18 protein-coding genes are annotated in these 20686 nt (G+C 61.0%); 5 read left to right on the top strand and 13 right to left on the bottom strand.

Annotated features, from left to right (window positions below):
* Positions 1-53: 53 nt before the first annotated feature.
* Entirely contained in the window at positions 54-893 is an 840-nt protein-coding gene (locus tag M1D51_RS10115; protein ID WP_458109374.1) for a putative RNA methyltransferase, read from the bottom strand.
* A gap of 69 nt (positions 894-962) precedes the next feature.
* On the opposite strand from M1D51_RS10115, the gene M1D51_RS10110 reads away from it, so the two are divergent.
* Complete coding sequence (locus M1D51_RS10110) at positions 963-2972, top strand: S9 family peptidase (protein ID WP_458109373.1); 2010 nt, start codon at positions 963-965, stop codon at positions 2970-2972.
* Between the two features lie 25 nt (positions 2973-2997).
* Here M1D51_RS10110 and M1D51_RS10105 read toward each other — a convergent pair whose 3' ends face one another.
* On the bottom strand, positions 2998-3672 hold the full coding sequence (locus M1D51_RS10105) for a peptide deformylase (RefSeq protein WP_458109372.1): 675 nt from the start codon (positions 3670-3672) through the stop codon (positions 2998-3000).
* A gap of 51 nt (positions 3673-3723) precedes the next feature.
* On the opposite strand from M1D51_RS10105, the gene M1D51_RS10100 reads away from it, so the two are divergent.
* The gene (locus tag M1D51_RS10100; RefSeq protein WP_458109371.1) at positions 3724-4131 is read left to right on the top strand and encodes a nuclear transport factor 2 family protein; all 408 of its coding nucleotides are present in this window, start codon (positions 3724-3726) and stop codon (positions 4129-4131) included.
* Here the strand turns inward: M1D51_RS10100 and M1D51_RS10095 are convergent, their stop codons facing one another.
* Genes M1D51_RS10095 through M1D51_RS10085 form a run of 3 tightly spaced genes read right to left on the bottom strand, consistent with a single transcriptional unit; the run spans position 4132 to position 7119 of the window.
* Entirely contained in the window at positions 4132-5262 is a 1131-nt protein-coding gene (locus M1D51_RS10095) for an FAD-dependent oxidoreductase (RefSeq protein ID WP_458109370.1), read from the bottom strand.
* The gene (locus tag M1D51_RS10090) at positions 5255-5986 is read right to left on the bottom strand and encodes a class I SAM-dependent methyltransferase (protein ID WP_458109369.1); all 732 of its coding nucleotides are present in this window, start codon (positions 5984-5986) and stop codon (positions 5255-5257) included. Before M1D51_RS10090 ends, M1D51_RS10095 begins: the two co-directional genes overlap by 8 nt.
* Positions 5983-7119: a type III polyketide synthase gene (locus tag M1D51_RS10085; protein WP_458109368.1), complete on the bottom strand. Its 1137-nt coding sequence runs from the start codon at positions 7117-7119 to the stop codon at positions 5983-5985. Before M1D51_RS10085 ends, M1D51_RS10090 begins: the two co-directional genes overlap by 4 nt.
* Before the next feature lie 131 nt (positions 7120-7250).
* Between M1D51_RS10085 and M1D51_RS10080 the strand changes: the two genes are divergently transcribed.
* The 3 genes from M1D51_RS10080 (at position 7251) to iolB (ending at position 11788) form a co-directional block, all read left to right on the top strand.
* A complete protein-coding gene (locus M1D51_RS10080; RefSeq protein ID WP_458109367.1) occupies positions 7251-9644 on the top strand; it encodes an ATP-binding cassette domain-containing protein in 2394 nt (797 codons plus the stop codon).
* A gap of 490 nt (positions 9645-10134) precedes the next feature.
* On the top strand, positions 10135-10875 hold the full coding sequence (locus M1D51_RS10075) for a GntR family transcriptional regulator (protein ID WP_172322518.1): 741 nt from the start codon (positions 10135-10137) through the stop codon (positions 10873-10875).
* A gap of 19 nt (positions 10876-10894) precedes the next feature.
* The gene (iolB, locus tag M1D51_RS10070; RefSeq protein ID WP_458109366.1) at positions 10895-11788 is read left to right on the top strand and encodes a 5-deoxy-glucuronate isomerase; all 894 of its coding nucleotides are present in this window, start codon (positions 10895-10897) and stop codon (positions 11786-11788) included.
* An 80-nt stretch (positions 11789-11868) separates the two neighbouring features.
* Here the strand turns inward: iolB and M1D51_RS10065 are convergent, their stop codons facing one another.
* The 8 genes from M1D51_RS10065 to M1D51_RS10030 form a co-directional block, all read right to left on the bottom strand.
* Entirely contained in the window at positions 11869-12903 is a 1035-nt protein-coding gene (locus M1D51_RS10065; protein ID WP_458109365.1) for a Gfo/Idh/MocA family oxidoreductase, read from the bottom strand.
* 40 nt (positions 12904-12943) lie between these two features.
* Positions 12944-13981, bottom strand: a complete 1038-nt coding sequence (locus M1D51_RS10060) for a Gfo/Idh/MocA family protein (protein WP_458109364.1) — start codon at positions 13979-13981, stop codon at positions 12944-12946.
* The gene (locus M1D51_RS10055; RefSeq protein WP_172322514.1) at positions 13978-14976 is read right to left on the bottom strand and encodes a Gfo/Idh/MocA family oxidoreductase; all 999 of its coding nucleotides are present in this window, start codon (positions 14974-14976) and stop codon (positions 13978-13980) included. The genes M1D51_RS10060 and M1D51_RS10055 overlap by 4 nt, the downstream gene beginning before the upstream one ends.
* Before the next feature lie 100 nt (positions 14977-15076).
* Positions 15077-16003: an ATP-binding cassette domain-containing protein gene (locus M1D51_RS10050; protein WP_172322513.1), complete on the bottom strand. Its 927-nt coding sequence runs from the start codon at positions 16001-16003 to the stop codon at positions 15077-15079.
* Positions 16004-16015: 12 nt separating this feature from the next.
* Complete coding sequence (locus tag M1D51_RS10045; RefSeq protein ID WP_026540733.1) at positions 16016-17065, bottom strand: ABC transporter permease; 1050 nt, start codon at positions 17063-17065, stop codon at positions 16016-16018.
* 61 nt (positions 17066-17126) lie between these two features.
* A complete protein-coding gene (locus M1D51_RS10040; protein WP_458109363.1) occupies positions 17127-18128 on the bottom strand; it encodes a substrate-binding domain-containing protein in 1002 nt (333 codons plus the stop codon).
* 241 nt (positions 18129-18369) lie between these two features.
* Positions 18370-19806: a sugar porter family MFS transporter gene (locus M1D51_RS10035; protein ID WP_458109362.1), complete on the bottom strand. Its 1437-nt coding sequence runs from the start codon at positions 19804-19806 to the stop codon at positions 18370-18372.
* Positions 19803-20678 carry a sugar phosphate isomerase/epimerase family protein gene (locus tag M1D51_RS10030; RefSeq protein WP_458109361.1) on the bottom strand — a complete coding sequence of 292 codons (876 nt, stop codon included), beginning with the start codon at positions 20676-20678 and terminating at the stop codon, positions 19803-19805. Before M1D51_RS10030 ends, M1D51_RS10035 begins: the two co-directional genes overlap by 4 nt.
* Positions 20679-20686: the final 8 nt, after the last annotated feature.

Genomic DNA, 20686 nt, shown 5'->3' with positions numbered 1-20686 from the left:
AGGCGGGATCACAGTCGCTGTTCTTCCATCCTAGCCCGATGCAGCGTGCCACGTCAGGACACGGTAAAGACGCTGATCCGGAATTTCGCCAAGGTTGCCACGGACCCGCTTGGCTCGTTCACTTCTTCTCCTTGCTGCCCGAGATGATGCCCGGCAGGGCCCATGTAGGCGAGATCGCCCATCTGCCTGCCCGTCAGCTCCATGGGTACGTCCAGGCTATAGGTCCTGGTAAGGGTGAAATGCCCCTTCATCGAGTCAACCAGCCGTTCTTCCTTGCCTTCTTCGATGCCCAGCATGGACGTCCTGTCAGCAATTTCAGCAAGGTGGCCGGGCCTGGGCGTGACCACAATCAGTTTCCCGCCAGGACGTAGCACCCTCCCGAATTCGGCGGGGTTCCGAGGGGCAAAGACCACCATGACCACGTCCACTGAATTCTCAGCCACAGGCAAGGGGCGCCAAATGTCCCACACGAGGTTTACTGCCTGGGGGTTGAGCCGGGCCGCCCTGCGCAGCGCGAATTTGGAAATGTCCAGACCGATCGCCGAGGCCCCGGATGCTTCGATGACTGCTTGGAGGTAGTGCCCGGTTCCGGTTCCGGCGTCAAGAACCACCGCGCCGTGGTCAGGCAGTGCTCGCGCAGCTTCCTCGGCCACTGCTGTGGTCAAAGCAAAATAGTGTCCTGCTTCCAGAAAGCGGTGACGTGCTGCCACCATATCGGCAGTGTCGGCTTCGAAGACCGTGCCCTTGCCTGTCAAGAGGTTGAAGTATCCCTGCTTTGCAGCGTCGAAGAGGTGGCCGGACGGGCAGACCAACGTCCTCTGCGGACGTTCCATCAGCTGGAGCGCCCTGTGGCACAGCGGACAGCGGAGGGCAGCGACGGCGTCGGAGAACATGGTTTCAATCCTACGGCTGGCCGGAGTGTCAGGTGCCGCGCACGGGGCTGCCGGGCTAGGCTCACCCTCGTGAAACCCGAGCAACTTCCCCTGCTGAACTCCGTGTCCGCCCCTGCCATCCACCCTGATGGGACCAAGGCGGTGGTATCTGTCACCAGGCCGGATTTTGATGCCGACAGTTATGTCGGCCAGCTGTGGTCCATCCCCTTGGATACCACCAAGTATCCGCGCCGAATCACCCGCGGCTTCAGGGATGGTTCGCCGGCGTTCTCGCCTGACGGCCTTGTCCTGGCATTCCTCCGAAGCGATCCCGATGGCAAACCCCAACTGTTCGTCGTGGAGGCAGCCGGCGGCGAGCCGCAGCGGATCACCGATCAGCACTCGGGGGTGGGCGGCTTCACATGGGCGCCCGATTCACACAGGATTGCCTTCCTGGCACGCGTCCCGGAACCAGGGCGCTACGGGACCGTGGAGGGCTTGACCGCGTCCGGCGAGGACGCCCGCCTGGTCACCGCGAACCAGTACAGGATGAACGGCATCGGCTACACCGCCGATCAGCGCCAGCAGGTGTTCGTTGTTGAGGTTCCGGAGTTGGGCGGTGAGCCTGCGGTGGTACCCCGCGGACGCGCTGCCCACGAACAGCCCACTCCCGTAGCCCCCGGCATTCCCGTGGCCAGGCAGCTGACATTTGGCGACTCGGACCACGAGTCCCCGTGCTTCTCTGCCGACGGCTCACACCTTTACTTCGTAGCGGCCCTGCATGAGAGGCACGACGACGATCTGGTCACCTCGGTTTACAGGGTGGAGGCCGCCGGTGGCGAGCCGACCGTCGTCGAGCCCTCCAACGGAAAACTCCAAACGGTGACTGCAGTCCGCGCTTCCCTGGATGGACGCTGGTTGTTCTATACAGCCCAGGATCTGGGGACTACCGGCCGGGACTTCGTTGCCCGGAACGGCGTCCTGTACGCGATGCCGACCGGCGGGGGAGAGGCGGCTGCCCTGACCGACGTCGAACATCTTGACGTTTCAGGACCGCTGGAGCCGAGCGGGCCTTCCAGTGTCCTTGTCCTGAACACGGCCCTGGGCAGCGTCGAACTGCTTGACGTCAAGGCCGACGGCGGCATCATGCCCCTGGTCCACGGTGCCCGGGTGGTCATTGGCGCAACGGTAGCGGCAAACGGTGAAATCGCGGTGAGCCTTTCCGACGCCTCCACCGTGGGCGACGTCGCTTCCTTGGAACGCGGGGAACTGCGTCTGCTGACCGATTTCTCCGCTGCCCTCCGGAACAATTCCCGCGTCAGCGAGCCCTTGGACTTTGAAGCCGAATCCGCCGACGGCCATCCCGTCCATGGCTGGCTTGTCCTTCCGGACGGGCCCGGACCGCATCCGGTCTTACTCACGATCCACGGCGGCCCTTTTGCCCAGTACACGGGGACTTTCTTCGACGAGGCACAGGTCTACGCCGCCGCAGGATATGCAGTGGTGATGTGCAATCCCCGAGGGTCCGCCGGTTACGGCCAAGCCCATGGCCGCGCCATCAAGGAGCGGATGGGCACACTGGACATGCAGGATGTGCTTGCGTACCTGGATGCAGCCATGGCCGCCCACAAATCCTTGGACAAGGACAGGGTAGGCATTATGGGCGGCTCCTACGGTGGCTACCTGACGGCGTGGACCATCGCCCACGATCACCGCTTCAAGGCTGCGATTGTGGAACGCGGCTTCCTGGACCCTGTCAGCTTCGCCGGGTCCTCGGACATTGGCTGGTTCTTCGGCGGTGAATACACTGGTGGAACTGCTGAGCAGATGACAGCCCAGAGCCCTATGGCCGTGATGGGTGCCGTCCAAACTCCAACGCTGGTGGTGCACAGCGAGAACGATCTCCGATGCCCCATCGAGCAAGGCCAGCGCTACTACTCACAATTGAAGGCCCAGGGAGTTGATGCCGCCTTGCTGGTGTTCCCGGGCGAAGACCACGAGTTGTCCAGGTCAGGGACACCGCACCACCGGAAGCAGCGCTTTGAGCACATCCTTCGCTGGTGGGCACGGCACCTGCCTACTGAATCGAATCAGGCTTAGTCCGCGGTGGGGGCGGCACCCGTCGTCAGTGCAGGAAGCCCAGGCTCCGGCGCGCGTCCTCGATGTCCGGAGTGGCCCAGCGTGCGGAATGCTCAGCGTTGCTGGCCAAGGACCTGATCTCGGCGCGGTCCAGGTACAGCGTGCCGTGGAGGTGGTCCGTCTCATGTTGGACAATGCGAGCCTGCCAACCTGAGAACCATTCCTCCACAGGCTCACCCGCCGGTGTGAGGTACCTCAGTTCCACGTTCCGGTAGCGGGTCACCACTGCCTGGTAACCGTTCACGGAGAGGCAGCCCTCATAGAAGGAGGCCATCTCCGTACCCAGCGGCGTGTAGTGCGGGTTCACGATGACGAAAAACTCCATCTGTTCCCGGTGCCGTACTGCGGCGGAGACGGGGTCCAGATCGTACTGATCCTCCAGCACGGCCACTTGCAGGGGGATGCCCAATTGGGGAGCAGCCAGGCCGACGCCCGGGGCCTCATGCATGACCTCGCGCATGCGGTCCACCAGGGCCGCCAGTTCGACGTCGTCCAATTGGCCATCGTACGGTGCTGCCAATTGCCGCAGCACGGGGTGGCCCGCTTGGACAACCAGTGGAAGTTCATCCGCATCAAGCAACCTGCGGACAGCGTCCCGGATCTGGGTGGGGGTGAAGTCCGTGGCCGGCCTCAGGCCCTCGTGTTGAGGTTGATGGTTCATGGCAAGAGCCTATCGCCATGGGCCTCCTTTGCCTTGGGCTAGGCTCGACCAATGAGCGATTCATCTTCTTTGGACCGTGTCCTCGGATTCGTCCGGGCTGTTGAGGCCGGCGGTGGAGCTGCTGAGCTTCAGCCTTACCTTGCCGAGGACTTCCAACTCACCGAGTGGCCCCACGCATTATCCAAAACAGGTTCCACAAGGAACCTGCAGGAGACGTTGGCCGGTGCCGACCACAGCAAGGATATTGTTGCCAATCAACGGTTCGAGGTGGTCCGTACCACCAGCGAGGGTAGTCGCGTGGTCCTCGAGATGAACTGGTCGGCCACGTTGCTCCTGGATCTCCCGCACTGGGACCGTGGCGATACCATCCGCGCCAGAAGCACAGCAGTCTTTGAGCTGCGTGACGGGCTGATCGTCAGCCAGGATACCTACGACTGCTACTACACCACCCCTGAGTAGCTAGCGCATGGTGAAGCGCCGCTCCACCAGCCCGGCCACGGAGGGGAGCTCAAGCACTCCGGCAAAGAGTTTGTTCCTCGCTTCCATGGCAGCCGGTGGCAGCGGCCTGCCCAACGCCATGTTCAGTCCTGCCTGACGCGAAGCCCGCCTGGCTGCTTTCCTGCGCGACTTCTCAAAACGGTCCAGCAACCGGCCGACGTCCGAACCGCCGAAGGACGCATCCATGATGGGGGCCAATTGGGCAGCATCCAACCAGCCCAAATTCATGCCCTGGCCTCCGATCGGGCTGATTTCATGGGCTGCGTCGCCAAGCAAGACAACACGGCCGTGCACCATACGCGCCGCCAGCCGGGACCGCACCTCGAAGGCGCTCAACATGGTGTTGCTGCCTGCGTCCGGGACTTCGCCGGTTCTGTCGCCGATCAGCTTAGCCAGCCCGGCCGCCGTCGTGCCTTGGTCCGGTGATCCCAGCCGTACCACCCATCTGCGTACCCCGCCCGGCAACGGGAACGACTCCACGATCCCGTCCGGCTCCAAATACAGGACGGCATCCGTTCCATGACCGGTGGCATCAGCAAAATCGCCCATGATGTAGCAATCGGGATAGCTCCGCGAGGGCAGATGCGGCAGAATCCTTTGACGAATCGATGAATGCGCCCCATCAGCGGCCACCACCAGCCGGGCGCGGAACTCAAGGGCACCGCGGGCTGAATCGGCGGCGACACGCACGGACCGGAAGTCATCCACCACGTGGTGGACATCGGCGCCGCGGACGATCGCCGCCGGGTCAAGATCCATGACGGTCTTCTCCAAGACTGTTTCGGTCACCGTCTGGGGTACTGCAAGGATGAATGGGAAAGCGGGATCGCCGTCAAATGCCAACCGGGCCACCATCCGGCGCTGGCTATAGGCAACACCTTGGTGGATATGGACCCCGGCCGCAATCAGCTGGCCGGCAACCCCGGCGCGAGCCAGCTCCGCCAGTGCCGGAGGGTGGATGCCAATGGCGCGGGAACTGTCACTACGGCTTGACCGCCGTTCCAGAATCCGCACCTGATGTCCCCGCTGGAGCAACAGTGCTCCCATGAACAGCCCTACGGGACCGGCTCCGACGATCACTACGTCAAACATTTTCCTGCCTCGTCCGGGTGGACCGCGAATCCTCAAGCACCAGAAGGTGATGCCAAGGTCCGTTGGCCTCGACCCTCCATGGCGCCGGAACGGTTGATTCCAATTCCAAGGCAGTGTAGCTGCGCTTGATGGACACCAAGCCGTCAGCCAAGATGTACGAGCCGAATCCCAACGGCCAGAATCCGGCCATGAACAGCCCGTAGGAGAGGTTGCTGCGTTTGAGGTCGTTGTGGAGGACCAGACTGCGGCTGAGTGCTTCCGAGTCGCGCAGGACTGCGGCAAGTTCTCCGGAACCGAGGTGGTGGAGGATGTGGTTGGAGATCACGAAATCGAAGACCTTGCCCTCGGCCACCAACTCGGAACTGTGCGCTTGACGGTACGTAACACCTTCAATGGCGGGAACCTTGGAGGCAAAGGCAAACGCCCTGGCATCAGGGTCGATCGCTGTCACCGTGAGGCGGAAACCATCCTTGCGGGCCCATCCCGCCAGGCTCCGGGCAACGTCACCGCTGCCGCATCCTATGTCCAGCAAGGAGGCTGCACCCTGGGACGCCAGTTCCGGCCGGATCCTGTGGCGGTAGATGCCGTGCCACCCCGAGAGGAGCCTGTTGACCACCGGAAACCTGGCATACGTCCTGGTGAGGCGGGCGGGGTCGCAGTCTTCCTTGTCCATTTCCTCCACTGCGGACAGATCCCTCTCCTGAAGAGGGCCCCATGGACTCACAGATCGGGGGAGACCAGCGTGAAGAGTCCCGTCTCCACCGTCAGGCCCGGTCCGAACGCCATGGAACAGATCCGCTCCTCACGTTCCGTGGCGGCCTGCCCCAGCATGTACTTCAGGACAAAGAGCACGGTGGCACTGCTCATGTTGCCGTACTCACGCAATATTTCCCTCGCAGGGATCAGCTGCTCTTGCGTCAGTTCGAGTTTGGACTCCACTTTGTCCAGAATGCTGCGGCCCCCTGGATGGATGGCCCAATGCGTGATGTCTCTGTAAGGAAGTCCGGCCAACTCCGGCTCCTTGGCCAGGAGTGGTTCCAGGGCGCCTGTGATGTGTTCCTCGATGATGTGCGGGACGTAGGAGCCCAACACCATTTCGAATCCCTCATCGCCGATGTTCCAGGCCATGGCTTCCTCGCCGACGGGTGTCAGTACCGTCTCGAAGTGGTCCAGCCTGATGACCGGTTCCGGCCCTTCCGGCTCTTTGGACGTCACGACGGCGGCTGCCGCACCATCACCGAAGATGGCTGAACCCATGATCGTATCGGGATCGTTGGATGTGCGTACATGAAGGGAACAGAGTTCCACGCAGATCACCAGGACCACGGCCTCGGGATCGGCCACGCAGAACTGCTTGGCGGCTTTGAGGGCGGGGAATGCTGCGTAACAGCCCATGAACCCGAGGTGGTAGCGCTGAACCGCCGGGTTCAGGCCCAACGCCCTGACTACCTTGTAGTCGGGTCCCGGGTTGAAGAAACCGGTGCAGGAGACGGTGATGACGTGGGTGATGTCATCGAGGTCGATTCCCGAGGCCTGGGCCACCGCCGTCTTTCCTGCCTCCACGAACAACTTGGTGGCTTCCGTAGCGAAGATTTCGTTGCGTACCTTGGTGCTCGGGCTGAGGACCCTGTTGGTTTCGGGGTCGAAAAACTGCGGATTCTCCGAATGTGCATCGAGGCTCAGCTCTGCAACCGCCGTGTAACGGGTGTCGATGGCTGCTGAGTCAAAGCAGGTGCTCACAAGGCGCGTTCCCAGCCGCGTCAGGCCTGGTTGGGAAGCGAAAACTTCGCGCGCCTGCTGCTGGACCAGGATGGTTGGCGGAACTGCGGTTTCAAGGGACCTCACGTATACCGGCATGCTTCATTCTTAGCGAGTAAACGGTGGAAGACAATGGCAGAATCGAACTTACTGACCGAGGTCGGTCACGGATAGCCAGGCGACGCCGACGGGGGACTGTTGGGCAGCGCCGCCCCATAGATGGAGAAATGATGACTATTGCCGCGAGCACTGACACGGATTCTCCGGCGTCGCATGTCGCTGACACCCACGATCTCATCAGGGTCCAGGGTGCGCGCGAGAACAACTTGAAGGATGTCAGCATCGAGATCCCCAAGCGCCGGCTCACGGTGTTTACCGGTGTCTCGGGTTCAGGAAAGAGTTCGTTGGTTTTCGCAACCATCGCTGCAGAGTCGCAGCGCATGATCAACGAGACCTACAGCGCATTCGTGCAGGGTTTCATGCCCTCGCTGGCCCGCCCCGACGTGGACATGCTCGAAGGCCTGACGACGGCGATCATCGTGGACCAGGAACGCATGGGCTCCAACCCGCGTTCAACCGTGGGCACCGCCACGGACGCCAACGCCATGCTGCGGATACTCTTCAGCCGCCTCGCCCATCCGCACGTCGGCTCACCCAACGCCTACTCCTTCAACGTCCCCACCGTGAAGGCCAGTGGTGCCATCACAGTTGAGCGCGGCGAGGGCAAAACCAAGACGGAGAAAGCCACCTTCAACCGCTTGGGTGGTATGTGCTCACGATGTGAAGGGATGGGCTCCGTCAACGACTTTGATCTCACGGCACTCTATGACGACACCAAGTCCCTCAGCGAGGGCGCGCTCACCATTCCCGGCTACACCATGGATGGCTGGTACGGACGGATCTTCAGCGGCTCCGGCTTCTTCAACATGGACAAGCCCATTGCCAAGTTCACCAAGAAGGAGCTCCACGACCTCCTGTACCGCGAGCCCACCAAGATCAAGGTGGAGGGCATCAACCTCACCTATGAAGGGGTGATCCCCAAGATTCAAAAGTCGATGCTCAGCAAGGATGTGGACGCGCTGCAGCCGCACATCCGTGCGTTCGTTGAGCGCGCCATCACCTTCACCACGTGCCCCGAGTGCGAAGGGACGCGGCTGAGCCCCGAGGCACGGTCTTCCAAGATCAAAGGCAAGAGCATCGCCGATGTCTGCACCATGCAGATCAGCGATCTGGCCAGCTGGATCCGCGAACTCCATGAGCCGTCGGTGGCGCCACTGCTGAAGGGCCTTCAGCACCTTCTGGATTCCTTTGCGGAGATCGGCCTGGGGTATCTATCCCTCGACCGGCCGGCTGGCACCTTGTCCGGGGGAGAGGCACAGCGGACCAAGATGATCCGGCACCTGGGATCTTCCCTCACCGACGTGACTTACGTCTTCGATGAACCCACCATTGGACTTCATCCGCACGATATCGAGCGGATGAACCAGCTGTTGCTGCAGTTACGGGACAAGGGCAACACGGTTCTGGTGGTGGAGCACAAGCCGGAAACCATTGCGATTGCCGATCACGTGGTTGACCTTGGACCCGGCGCAGGCACTGGCGGCGGCACCGTCTGCTACGAAGGCGATCTGGAGGGGTTGCGGGGGAGCGACACCATCACAGGCCGCCATCTCGATGACCGCGCCTCCCTCAAGGAAACCGTCCGTCCCGGCTCAGGCCACTTGGAGATCCGGGGAGCTGCAACCAATAACCTGAAAGGCGTCGACGTCGACATTCCCCTTGGCGTTCTCTGCGTCCTGACCGGGGTGGCCGGCTCTGGCAAAAGTTCCCTGATCCATGGCTCGGTAGCGACGCGCGAGGGTGTTTTGGTCATTGACCAAGGTGCCATCCGCGGCTCGCGCAGGAGCAACCCTGCCACCTACACGGGACTTCTGGAACCTATTCGCAAAGCCTTTGCCAAAGCCAATGGCGTGAAGCCTGCTTTGTTCAGTTCAAACTCAGAAGGAGCATGCCCCACCTGTAACGGTGCCGGTGTTATCTATACGGACCTGGGGGTCATGGCCACCGTGGAGTCACCGTGTGAGGAATGCGAGGGAAAGCGCTTTCAGGCCTCGGTTCTTGAGTACAAATTGGGGGATCGCAATATTGCAGAAGTGCTTGCAATGTCTGTGGACGAAGCCGAAGTGTTCTTCAGTGAAGGTGAGGCGAGAACGCCGGCCGCCCACAAGGTCCTGGACCGGCTGTCAGACGTCGGCCTAGGCTACCTCACGCTGGGGCAGCCACTGACCACCTTGTCCGGCGGTGAGCGGCAACGGCTCAAGCTGGCCACGCAGATGTCCGAAAAAGGTGACATCTACATACTGGATGAGCCAACCACCGGCTTGCACCTTGCAGACGTTCAGAACCTCCTGGGAATGCTGGATCGTCTGGTCGAGTCGGGCAAATCCGTCATCGTGATCGAGCACCACCAAGCCGTCATGGCGCACGCTGACTGGATCATCGATCTCGGACCCGGCGCAGGACACGACGGCGGCAGGATCGTTTTCGCCGGCACGCCGTCCGAGCTTGTGGCTGGCGAATCGACGCTGACCGGCAAGCATTTGGCGGCCTACGTCGGGAAATAGCACCTTGTTGGGGGCCGCGCCAGGAAGCAGCACCAGCGCGGCCCCTGACGTTCAGGAGGCGGAGTTCCAGCACCCCCTTCCACCCCCGGGCATAACGCCGATAATCTACATTATGTAAAGTAGTCGGAAAGAAGCCCTCCCCGGAGGCCCGGCGGCAGCCACCAGTATCGTCTGCATATGACGGACCGCCAGGAGAAAGCCGCAACGGCAACGCAATGGTGGTTCTGGCCGAAATCTCCCCGGCGGACGGCCGTGACATATCCACGCGCACCTCGCGTGCCGAGCAGCGGCGCGTCTCGAGTATTGCTGGCCGCTGCGCTGACGTCAGGACATGCCTAAACGTGTGAGTGTGAGCCTACTTGACCCTTGACGCATGCCTGCTAATATCGAAAAACGAAGGTATGTCCTATCAAAAGAACAAAGGGTGACATGCCGCGGACGCTGTAGGCATTGGCGGAGCGGACTGAGCCTGGAACGTGGGGAACATTCAGTGGCGAATCAACTCGGCCTCAACATCGACCGCTCCTCCCCCATCCCCCTTTACCATCAGGTGGTTCAAGGCATAGAGGCAGCGATCCACAGCGGCGTCCTGGAACCCGGGAGCCGGCTGGATAACGAGATCGATCTCGCAGCACAGCTCAACTTATCCCGGCCCACCATGCGCAAAGCCATGGATGAGCTTGTCCGATCCGGACTCCTGGTCCGCAAACGCGGCGTGGGCACGCAGGTGGTTTCCAGCCAGGTGCGCCGGCCGCTGGAACTTTCCAGCTTGTTCGATGACCTCACCAATAACGGCAAGAAACCCACAACTGAAGTTCTCAGCTTCTCGCACATGGAGGCAGACGCACCAACTCTGGCCACGCTCCAACTTCCGGCCGGCTCCAAGGTGTACCACTTCACCCGCCTCCGCAAAGTGGGCGGAAAGCCCCTGGCGTTGATGGAAAACTGGGTCCGTGATGACATCGCGAGCATGGATGAAGCCATGCTCGCCGCTGAGGGCCTCTACGCAATCCTCCGCAGGGGCGGCGTTAATTTCCGTCTCGCCACACAGCGGATCGGTGCGATGATCGCCAACGACTACCAAGCACCCCTTTTGGAGACGGACGTCAACTCCGCTTTGGTGACTATGGAACGCACAGCCGTGGATGACACCGGACGTCGGGTTGAAACAGGACATCACGTCTACCGCGCTGATTCCTACAGCTTTGAAATGACTCTTGTACAGCGCTAACCGCAAAGGACTCCCCCACATGACCAACTGGGTCTATCCCCTGGGCACTGCCGCAGAAGGCAGCTGGGACATCTCCCTCGGAACATCAGATTCCGCTATTGCAGTGGACGGCTGGGCCCATACGGGCCTGAAGGTCGCCACGCTGGCCGCGGGCTCCGCCGTCGAACTTCCAGCCGCTGGTGAGGAGCGGATTGTGGTTCCGCTCAATGGATCCTTCACTGTCACCGTGGATGGCACCGAATACGACCTTGCGGGACGGGCATCTGTCTTCAGCGGTCCCAGCGACGTCCTGTACTCGGGCACCGGCAAGGCCGTTTCCATCACGTCGGTCGACGGCGGCCGGGTTGCCGTGGCGACAGCCCCGGCCAAGGCTTCGTATCCTACGCGGCTGATCACGGCGGCTGAGACGCCGGTCGAATTGCGGGGAGCCGGCAATTGCTCACGGCAGGTCCACAACTTCGGAACGCCCGCAGCACTGGAGGCCGACCGTTTTATTGTGTGTGAGGTCATCACACCCGCCGGCAATTGGTCCTCCTATCCCCCGCACAAGCATGATGAGGAAAAGGATGGTGAAACGCACCTCGAAGAAATCTATTACTTCGAGACTCAAGTTGCCGCCGGCTCCGGGGCGCCCTCGGACGCGGACGCCATGGGCTACCAGCGGGTATACGCCTCTGATGACCGGCCCATCGATGTCGCGGCAGAAGTCCGCACAGGCGATGTGGTCCTGGTCCCCTACGGTTGGCATGGCCCCGCCATGGCAGCACCGGGCTATGACCTGTACTACCTGAACGTGATGGCCGGCCCCGGACCGGTCCGCGAGTGGCTCATCAGCGATGACCCGCACCATGGCTGGGTTCGCCAGGGCTGGGACAGCCAGCAGATCGATCCACGCCTTCCGTTCGGGGCTTGATCAGCCCGGCTTGGCATGACGTCGCAAAACAAAAGCCTCCTCCTGAATCCGCGGACTCAGGAGGAGGCTTTTCACTTTGTTCAGAACCTAACCGGAAGTGCCACCCTGACCGGCACGCCCGTCACCAGCGACTCCTGGGCGGCATCTGCTACCCGCGATGCCGCCACGGCATCTTCCGGTGTGCACGGGTTCTCCCTCTCCCCCAGTATCAGCTCGACGAACGCCGCCATTTCGGAGCGATATGCCTGATCGAATCTCTCAGCAAAGGTCCGGTGGGGTTCACCTTCCGGGAACATGACACCGGGTTCAGCAGAGACCATGGCGCTCTGCCCATCCAGGCCCACCATGACTGATTTGTTGGAACCTTGGATCTCCAGGCGGACGTCGTGCCCAGCTCCGTTGTAGCGGCTCGCCGAAACTGTTCCCACGGTACCGTCGTCAAAAGTCACAACGGCCAGGGCCGTGTCCACATCCCCCACCTCACCAATGGCGGGATCACCGTTGTTGGAGCCTTTGGCATACACCTCAACAATCTCGCGCCCCGTCAACCAGCGGAGGATGTCGAAGTCATGGACCGAACAGTCGCGGAACAAGCCGCCGGATGTCGCAAGGAACTCCACCGGCGGCGGCGTCATATCGCAGGTGACGGCACGCACTGAATGAATCCAACCGAGCTCGCCGGCCTGAAAGCCGCGACGTGCTTCGAGGTAGCCCGCGTCGAAGCGGCGTTGATGACCGATCTGGACCACTCCATTGTTGTCCCGGACATAGTCCAGCACGGGGAGCGCCTCGTCCACGTTCATGGCCACCGGCTTTTCGCAAAAGACCGGGATACTGGCGTCCACACCTGCCCGGATCAGCTCCGGATGGGTACCTGTGCCCGTGGCGATGACCAGGCCGTCCACCCCTGAGGCAATCAGTTCCGCAACTGACTCCACGTATTCGGCGCCCAGGTCCATCGCAACCGTTCTGGCATGGTCAGCGGCAACGTCTGTGAGGCGAAGCCGCACATTGACGCCCTTGTTACTGAGGCCTGGAGTCAATGCGGTGATGTTCTTCGCGTGCATGACGCCAATGCGCCCCACGCCGACCAAGCCGAGTGTGATGTCTTTCATGATGTTCCTTCCGGGGGAAAATACTGGTGGTGGCCGTGGTTTACTGACCGTGCTCGCCTGGGAACACAATCCCCAGCTGGCGCCGGATTTCGTCCGCGACTTCGAGAGTTCGGATGGATGCTGCCAGCGTTCTTTGGCTCGCTTGGAAGTCGCCACTGGAAATGGAGCGCGCCACCGCCGCCGCCTCATAGTGCAGACCTTCGAAATGGCTGCCCGATGCTTCGTCATAGCGAAGCCGGGACCCGTCAGGGAATCTGACCTCGAACGCGCCCGGCATGTTGAAGGGGCCTTCAATCACCAGGGTGGCATCGGTACCAACGATCGTTGCGGTTGTCGGGGTGAAGTTGTGCAGGTGGGTGTTCACGGCTGCCTGTGCACCGCCGTCGAACGTCATGATGGCCGACAACTGGGCGTTTACGCCTGTCCTGTGGGGCTGACCGACGGCGTGCAATTCCCGCGGGCTCCCCAGCACCTCTGTGATAAGGGCCAGCGGGTAGGTGCCCAGATCAAGCAGGGGCCCTCCGGCCAATTCAGGACGGAAGATGCGATGGGAGGGGTCAAAGTGCTCGCCGTACTCGGCAACAATAGTGGTGATTGTTCCCAGCATGCCGGCATCCAGGAGTTGCCGGATCACATCAAACTTTGGCAGGAAAAAAGTCCACATGGCCTCGGCGGCAAATACCCCTGCGGACTCAGCCCTTGAAGCAATGTCCCGCGCTTGATCGGCATTGAGTCCCAGGGGTTTCTCGATCAGGACATGCTTGCCGGCGTCGATTGCCAGCAGGGCGGACGCGTGATGGGAGGTGTGTGGTGTGCAGATATACACAATGTCCACCTCCGGTGCTGCAACGAGTTCCTGATAGTTGCCGTAGGCGGCTGGAAGGTTGAATTTCTCCGCAAACGCTTTTGACCGACTCAGCGAACGGGATCCGACGGCGGTGATCACCTGGCCGGTATGCGCCTGGACCGATTGGGCGAACCGTTCTGCGATCCACCCCGGCCCCAAAATGCCCCAGCGAAGTGCAGGAGCATCTTTCGAGTCCGGTACACGGGACTGCGGAAGCAAGGGCGTGGTCATGAATAGCTGACCTTCGTCGACGCCCCACTGCTGTGGAGGGACTGGATCATTGCCTGGGCGACAAGCGCTGCATTCAGTCCGTCCTGTGCTCCGGCCAGTGGTGGCTGTTCTCCACGGGTGAGGGCGGAGATCCATGCTTGTAACTGCAGGCGATATGCGTCGGCGAAACGGGGGCGCCAGTCAGGCGGAATGACACCCTGTTTCGTTCCGTCCTGTTCGATGCCAAGAAGGGAACTGTCTTGCAACGCCGTGGTTCCCAGCTCGGAGACCACCTCGCAGCGGGTGGTGTAGCCATACCGGGCATTGAGAAACAACTCCAACGTGGTGAGTGTTCCATCTGCGGTACGAAGTGTCATGAAGGACGGGTCCTGCAGGCCATCGCCGGCATCCCGGGTGCTTTTTCCGGCCTGCCACGACACTTCCGCAATGGGCGAGTCCAAGAGCCAGGGAATGATATCCAGCTCGTGAATGGCCGAATTGGTAATGGCGGATTCCGAGGTGGCTCCCGGTGCTGCGGAAGCATTGCGGCTAACGCAATGGACCATCAGGGGCTCTCCCTGCGACCCTGCCTGCACGGCTGCCCGGAGTGCTACGTAGCCAGGGTCGAAGCGGCGCATAAAGCCCAGGGACAGGAGCGAGGTTCCTGTGGCGGCAACCATGTCGGCATCGGCCGCCACCACTTCCAGGCTTTCCAGAAGCGTCGGTGCCAGCGGCTTTTCGCACAGCACCGGCGTCATCGCCTCGAAGCATTCCAGCACCAAGCCGGCATGCGTGGAATCATGTGAGGCAACAACAACGGCATCCACCTCACTGGAATTGATCAATTCCGACGGGTCCGTGGTGATGCGTGCTGAGGCAGGCGCTGCTGCAGCCGCGCGATCGGCGTCGAGGTCTGCAACAAAAGTGACTTCGGCCCCGCCGATGGTAGTGGCGAGGTTCCTGATGTGGTCTGCGCCCATGATGCCGGCGCCAATAACACCTACCCTGATCGGCATGGTGATCCCTTCTGGTTGTGGAAGTAGCGGGTGCAGGTGATGCGCACAGCAGCGCGGGGTGTTCCGCACCAGCTCCGGAACACCCCGCCGCCTGCCGGCATTACCCGTGTTTCGGGGCGCCGGAACTTACTGTGACATCGACGTCGGCCACCTCGGCTTTGACTGCTTTGACTACATCCCCGTGCCCGCCCAACTGCTCCAGCTCGTGGGCGAGTTCGGCAAGTTCGGCACCACCGGCCATCTGGGCGGTGAGCTCGTCCAGGGTGATGTCCTTCTTGTCGTAGTAGCCAATCGACTTGCCTCGTTTGAGCAGCAGGAACCGGTCTCCCACCGGGAAAGCATGGTGCGGGTTGTGGGTAATGAAGATGACGCCGAGGCCGCGGTCGCGAGCCTGGAGGATGTAGCGCAACACCACGCCCGACTGCTTGACGCCCAACGCAGCAGTGGGCTCGTCGAGAATGAGGACCTTCGCGCCGAAGTAGACAGCCCGGGCAATGGCAACGCACTGGCGTTCACCACCGGAGAGCTGTCCGATGGGTTGCTCCACGTCACGAAGGTCAATGCCCATCTCGGCAAGTTCCTTGAGCGTAATGGCCTTCATTTGCTCGACATCCATGGACTTGAACGGTCCAAAGCCTTTAGTGAGCTCTGATCCGAGGAAGAAATTGCGCCAGATCGGCATCAGCGGCACCACCGCAAGGTCCTGGTAGACGGTGGCGATGCCTGCGTCCAAGGCATCACGGGGGGAACTGAACTTCCGTTCCTCGCCCATGATGTTCAGGACGCCCTCGTCGTGCTGGTGGAGTCCGGCGATGATCTTGATCAGCGTTGACTTGCCTGCACCATTGTCTCCCAGCACGCAGGTCACGCGGCCGTTGTCTACGGCCATGGTTACTTCACTCAACGCGATGATGTTGCCGTAGTGCTTACCCACCCCATCCAAGGACAGCAGGTGAACGGGTGTGTGCGTAAGTGGATCACGCTCATTTTGCAGCAGCGTTTCCTGGTCGATTGCTTTGGCATTCATTTCCGGTGCCCCTTACTTCAATTCCGCGCGGCGTTTGACGATGAGGTTGACGATCGTTGCGAGAAGCAGCATCAGCCCAAGGAAGAACTTGAACCAGTCCGGGTTCCACTGCGCATACACGATGCCCTTGTTGGCCATGCCGAAGATAAACGCGCCGATGGCGCCACCCACGGCAGAACCGTAACCACCGGTCAGGAGGCAACCGCCAATGACAGCGGCGATGATGTAGAGGAACTCGTTGCCCACGCCTTCGCCGGACTGTACTGAGTCAAAGGCAAAGAGGTTGTGCATGCCCAGGATCCAGCCACAGAAGCCAACGCCCATGAAGAGCCCTATCTTGGTGGCCTTGACCGGAACACCTACTGCCCGGGCGGCATTTGCATCACCCCCGACGGCAAAGATCCAGTTACCCACGCGCGTTCGCATGAGAACCCAGGTAGCGACAGCGACGAGGGCAACCCACATGAAGACGGTGATCTTAACTTCAACTCCACCCAGGTTTACGGAGGAGGCAAAGACAGCCTGAGCTGAGGAAAAACCATCCATGTCAGAGATGGAGGGCGATGAAACTCCACCGCCGATCATCCTTGTCAGCCCCAGGTTCAGCCCGGTCAGCATCAGGAACGTGGCCAAGGTGACGATGAAGCTTGGAAGCTTGGTCTTCATCAGGATCCAGCCGTTGATGAAGCCGATGGCCAGCGACACCACCAAGGCCAGGCCCACACCTACCCAGACGTTGGTGCTGAAGTACCAACTGAACATGGATGCCGTGAGGGCTGAACTGATGACCGCAACACCGGTGGAAAGGTCGAATTCTCCGCCAATCATCAACAGGGAGACACCTACAGCCATGATTCCAATAGTGGAGCTTCCATAGAGGACTGTGGCAAATGATGCGGGTTGCAGGAATGTGGGCGAAACCAATGCAAAGAAGATGAAGAGGACTATTGCCCCCACAAGGGCGCCAACTTCCGGCCGGCCCAACAGCTTCTGAAGTGGATTGCGCCTGCCGATTCGTTCATCACGAAGGGGAAGGGGGGTTTTGGATAAGGTCTGTGTCATGGCTTTCTCCTGCTAGGGCAGGTTCCCGGACGAAGGCCCGGGAACCTGCTTGGGGGAATCCTTAGCGGATACCTTCCTTGGCGAACTTGAGGACGTCGGGGGCCGAGGACTGATCGATGATCGATGGACCCGTCAGAACCGGAAGGCCGCCGCCAACATGGAAGCCGCCGCGCTTGACCTGCCAGAGCGCGTCAACGGCGCCGTAGCCCTGAAGCCACGGCTGCTGGTCAACGGTGAAGGCCACTTTGCCATCGATGATGGACTGCGCGAGTTCGCCGTTCATGTCAAAGGAGGCAACCTTAACTTTGTTTTGCAGGCCGAGCGATTCCACTGCCTTGTTGATGGTCAACGTAAAGGGCGCACCCAGGCCAATGATGGCGTCTGCGTCCGGTGTCGCCTGGAGCTTGGCCGTTACTGTGGAGGAAACCTGGGTCATATCCGTGCCTTGCACGAACAGGTTTTCGGTGCCCGGGACTTTCGACTTGACCCCTGCACACCGTGAATCAAGAGCAACGTTGCCTTGCTCCATAATGACGCAGATCGGATGCTTCACCCCGAGCGAAGTGAGCTTCTCTCCCACCGCCGCGCCGGCCAGGTTCTCGTCGGAACCGAAGTGGGTGAAAGCACCCACCTGCTTCCACACGTCCGCACCGGAGTTGAGGCTGACAACAGGGATACCAGCGTCGGCAGCCTTCTTGAGGACATCCTTCAAGGCGTCCGGCTTGGCCAGAGTGACTGCGATTCCGGCCACTTTCTGGTCGATGGCCTGCTGAATCAGTTGAGCCTGCCGCCCGCCCTCGGGATCCGACGTGTAGAGAAGCTCCACGTTGTCCTTGGCAGCAGCTTCTTCGGCGCCTTTGCGGAGAATGTCCCAGAACGTGTCGCCGGGGGCGGCGTGGGTGATGAGCGCTATTTTGATACGTTCCGTAGAGGCGACCTGTCCCCCACCGGCACCGCTGCCGGATCCGTCGGTTTTGCCTCCCGTGCTCGAACACGCACTCAGAGCCAGCAGCGGGACAACTGCGGCCACCACGGCCGCCTTACGCCAGGAAAACTTTCCCACGATGAATCTCCTTTGATTTCAGCTCCGGGCTGCCACCTTGCAGCCACCGGATTGCGCCTACATTGATCATGGTGATCCACGGCACATAAGTCAATAGTTTGTCCTGACATTAGGATGTAATCACGTAATATCCATTTACTCCATGGAATGGACGGGCCTGAATCGACAAAAAAGGGCAGCGCCGCTGTTATCAGCGATGCTGCCCTTTACTGGGTTGTTTGTTGACGTAGCGCTGGAGAGCTCAGGGTCCCGCGGGTGCCGCCGACGCAGGTGCCTTGCCCGCCACGTTCTTGAAGTAGTGCTCCAGGTCCTCAAGGCTTTTGTCCTTGGTTTCCGGAATGCACTTCGCGGCAAAAGTGATGGCAGCCACGCCGAGTACCGCGAAGACGAAGAAGGTGTTGGACAGTCCGATGGCTGCCAGGAGCTGGGGGAAGCCAAAGCCCACCAGGAAGTTGACTATCCACAGGACAAAGGCAGAAGCTCCCATGCCCAGACCCCGGATCTTCAGGGGGAAGATCTCGGAAAGCATCAACCACGTGACCGGAGAAATCGCGCCCTGTTGGAACGCAAGGAACGTCACCGTCAAGGCCAGGATGACAAACCCCCGGGCAGTCCCTTCCGGCAGCACCAGGGAGAAGATGCCAATGAGCAGGAGGGCACTTGTAGTGCCTATCTGCCCGGTGATGAGCATTTTTCGCCGACCAACCTTCCCCAGGAGCCAAATACCCACAAAGGTAGCCAGAACGGAAATGACGCCGTTGGCAATATTTGCCGTCAGGGCAGCCTCCCGGCCAAATCCTGATTCCGCAAGTATCTGGGTGCCGTAGTACATGATCGAGTTCACGCCGGTGATTTGCTGGATCACAGCCAAGCCGAGGCCCACCACGAAAATCCTGCGGAGCCAAGGAATGCCCAGATCCTTCCACGAACCCATTTTGGACTTGTAGTCCTCCACGGCCATGGCTTTGACATCCTCGAACTCAACCCGGGCCTCTTCCTGTGACCGAATTCGCCGAAGGACGCTCAGCGTCTCCCCAAAGTTCCCCATGGAAGCAAGCCAGCGCGGGCTCTCCGGCATGAAGTTCATGCCAATCCAGAGGGCGATCGCCGGGAGGGTTGCGATCACCAGCATCCAACGCCAGATTCCACCCGCCTCCCCGAACGTGTTCCCAAGGTAGGCATTGAAGATAAAAGCCAGCAGCTGTCCAGTGACGATCATCAGCTCGTTCTGGGTGACAATCCTGCCACGGCGGGCACTGGGAGAAACTTCAGCGAGATAGACCGGTACCGTGACCGAGGCACCTCCGACGGCGAGGCCAAGAATGAACCGGGCCGCCACCATTATTTCCGTGGTGGGAGCGAACGTACAGGCAAGCGTCCCCAGCAGGAAGATCATGGCGAGAACCATGATCATTCTCCGGCGGCCGTGCCGGTCGGCGAGCCTTCCGCCCAGAAGGGCTCCAAACGCGGCACCAAACAGCAGCGAAGAGGTCACCAACCCTTCCGTAAAGGGAGTGAGACCCAGGTCCTCCTGCATGTACGGCAAGGCACCGTTGATGACACCAGTGTCGTAACCGAAGAGCAGCCCGCCGAAGGTGGAAATGATCGTTACGGTCCGGAGCGCCCTCTTGTGGTTGACCGGTTTCTCAGCGGTTCCTGAAGGCAGTGAAGCGCTCACGCGCTGACCTTTTGAATATGCTGCTTCATGGTCTCCAACTGGTAGAGGGAGACGTCCTCCGCATTCTCATCCTCGGCGAAGACTGACGAGACCATCACGGTGTTCGCCTTGTCCAGGAACCCGATCTCCTTCAGGCCGCCAAAGAACTCGTCCCAGTTCACGTCGCCGTCGCCGATTTTGAGGTGCTGGTGGACGCGGACGGCATTGCCGGGCGGGTTGGTGATGTAGCGAAGACCGTGGGAGGCATGGTGGTTCATGGTGTCCGAGACGTGGACCAGGCGCAGCTTGTCCCCTGCCGCCCGCATGATCTCCAATGGCTTGTTTCCCATGTGGAAACTGTGCGAAGCAACGTAAACCATCCCGATGTTGGGCGAGTTGACGCCCCGGATGACGCGCAATGCGGCCAGCCCGTCCTCCACGAAGTCATCAGGATGCGGATCTATCAGTACATCCATGTCTTCGCGTTCAATGATCGGCAGCAGTTCTTCCATGGAGCGGTAGAACGCGCGCTCGGACTCTTCCGCCTTCTCCGGGCGGCCGCTGAACTCAGTGTTCATGGTCTGGACCCCGAGGTCCACTGCAATCTGGATGGCTCGCTTCCAGTAACGCACGGCTGCTTCCCGGGCGTCCTCATCCGGCCCCGACCAGCGAAGAACGGGCAGCACAGACGCGATTTCGACGCCGGCGTCCTTGCACGCTGCTTTCAGCTTGGCCACCAGTTCGTCATCCGCCTTGGGGTGGTTGAAGAACGGGATGAGGTCCGCGTGCGGTGTCATCTGCAGGTACTTGTAGCCCAGGTCTGCAGCCACCCGAGGGAACTCCAACAGGCTGTGGCTGTGGTGGAACGGTGTGGGATCAAGTGCGATCTTCATGGCCCACC

The sequence above is a fragment of the Arthrobacter sp. R3-55 genome (assembly GCF_054161505.1).
This window is presented reverse-complemented; position numbering and strand designations above follow the sequence as displayed.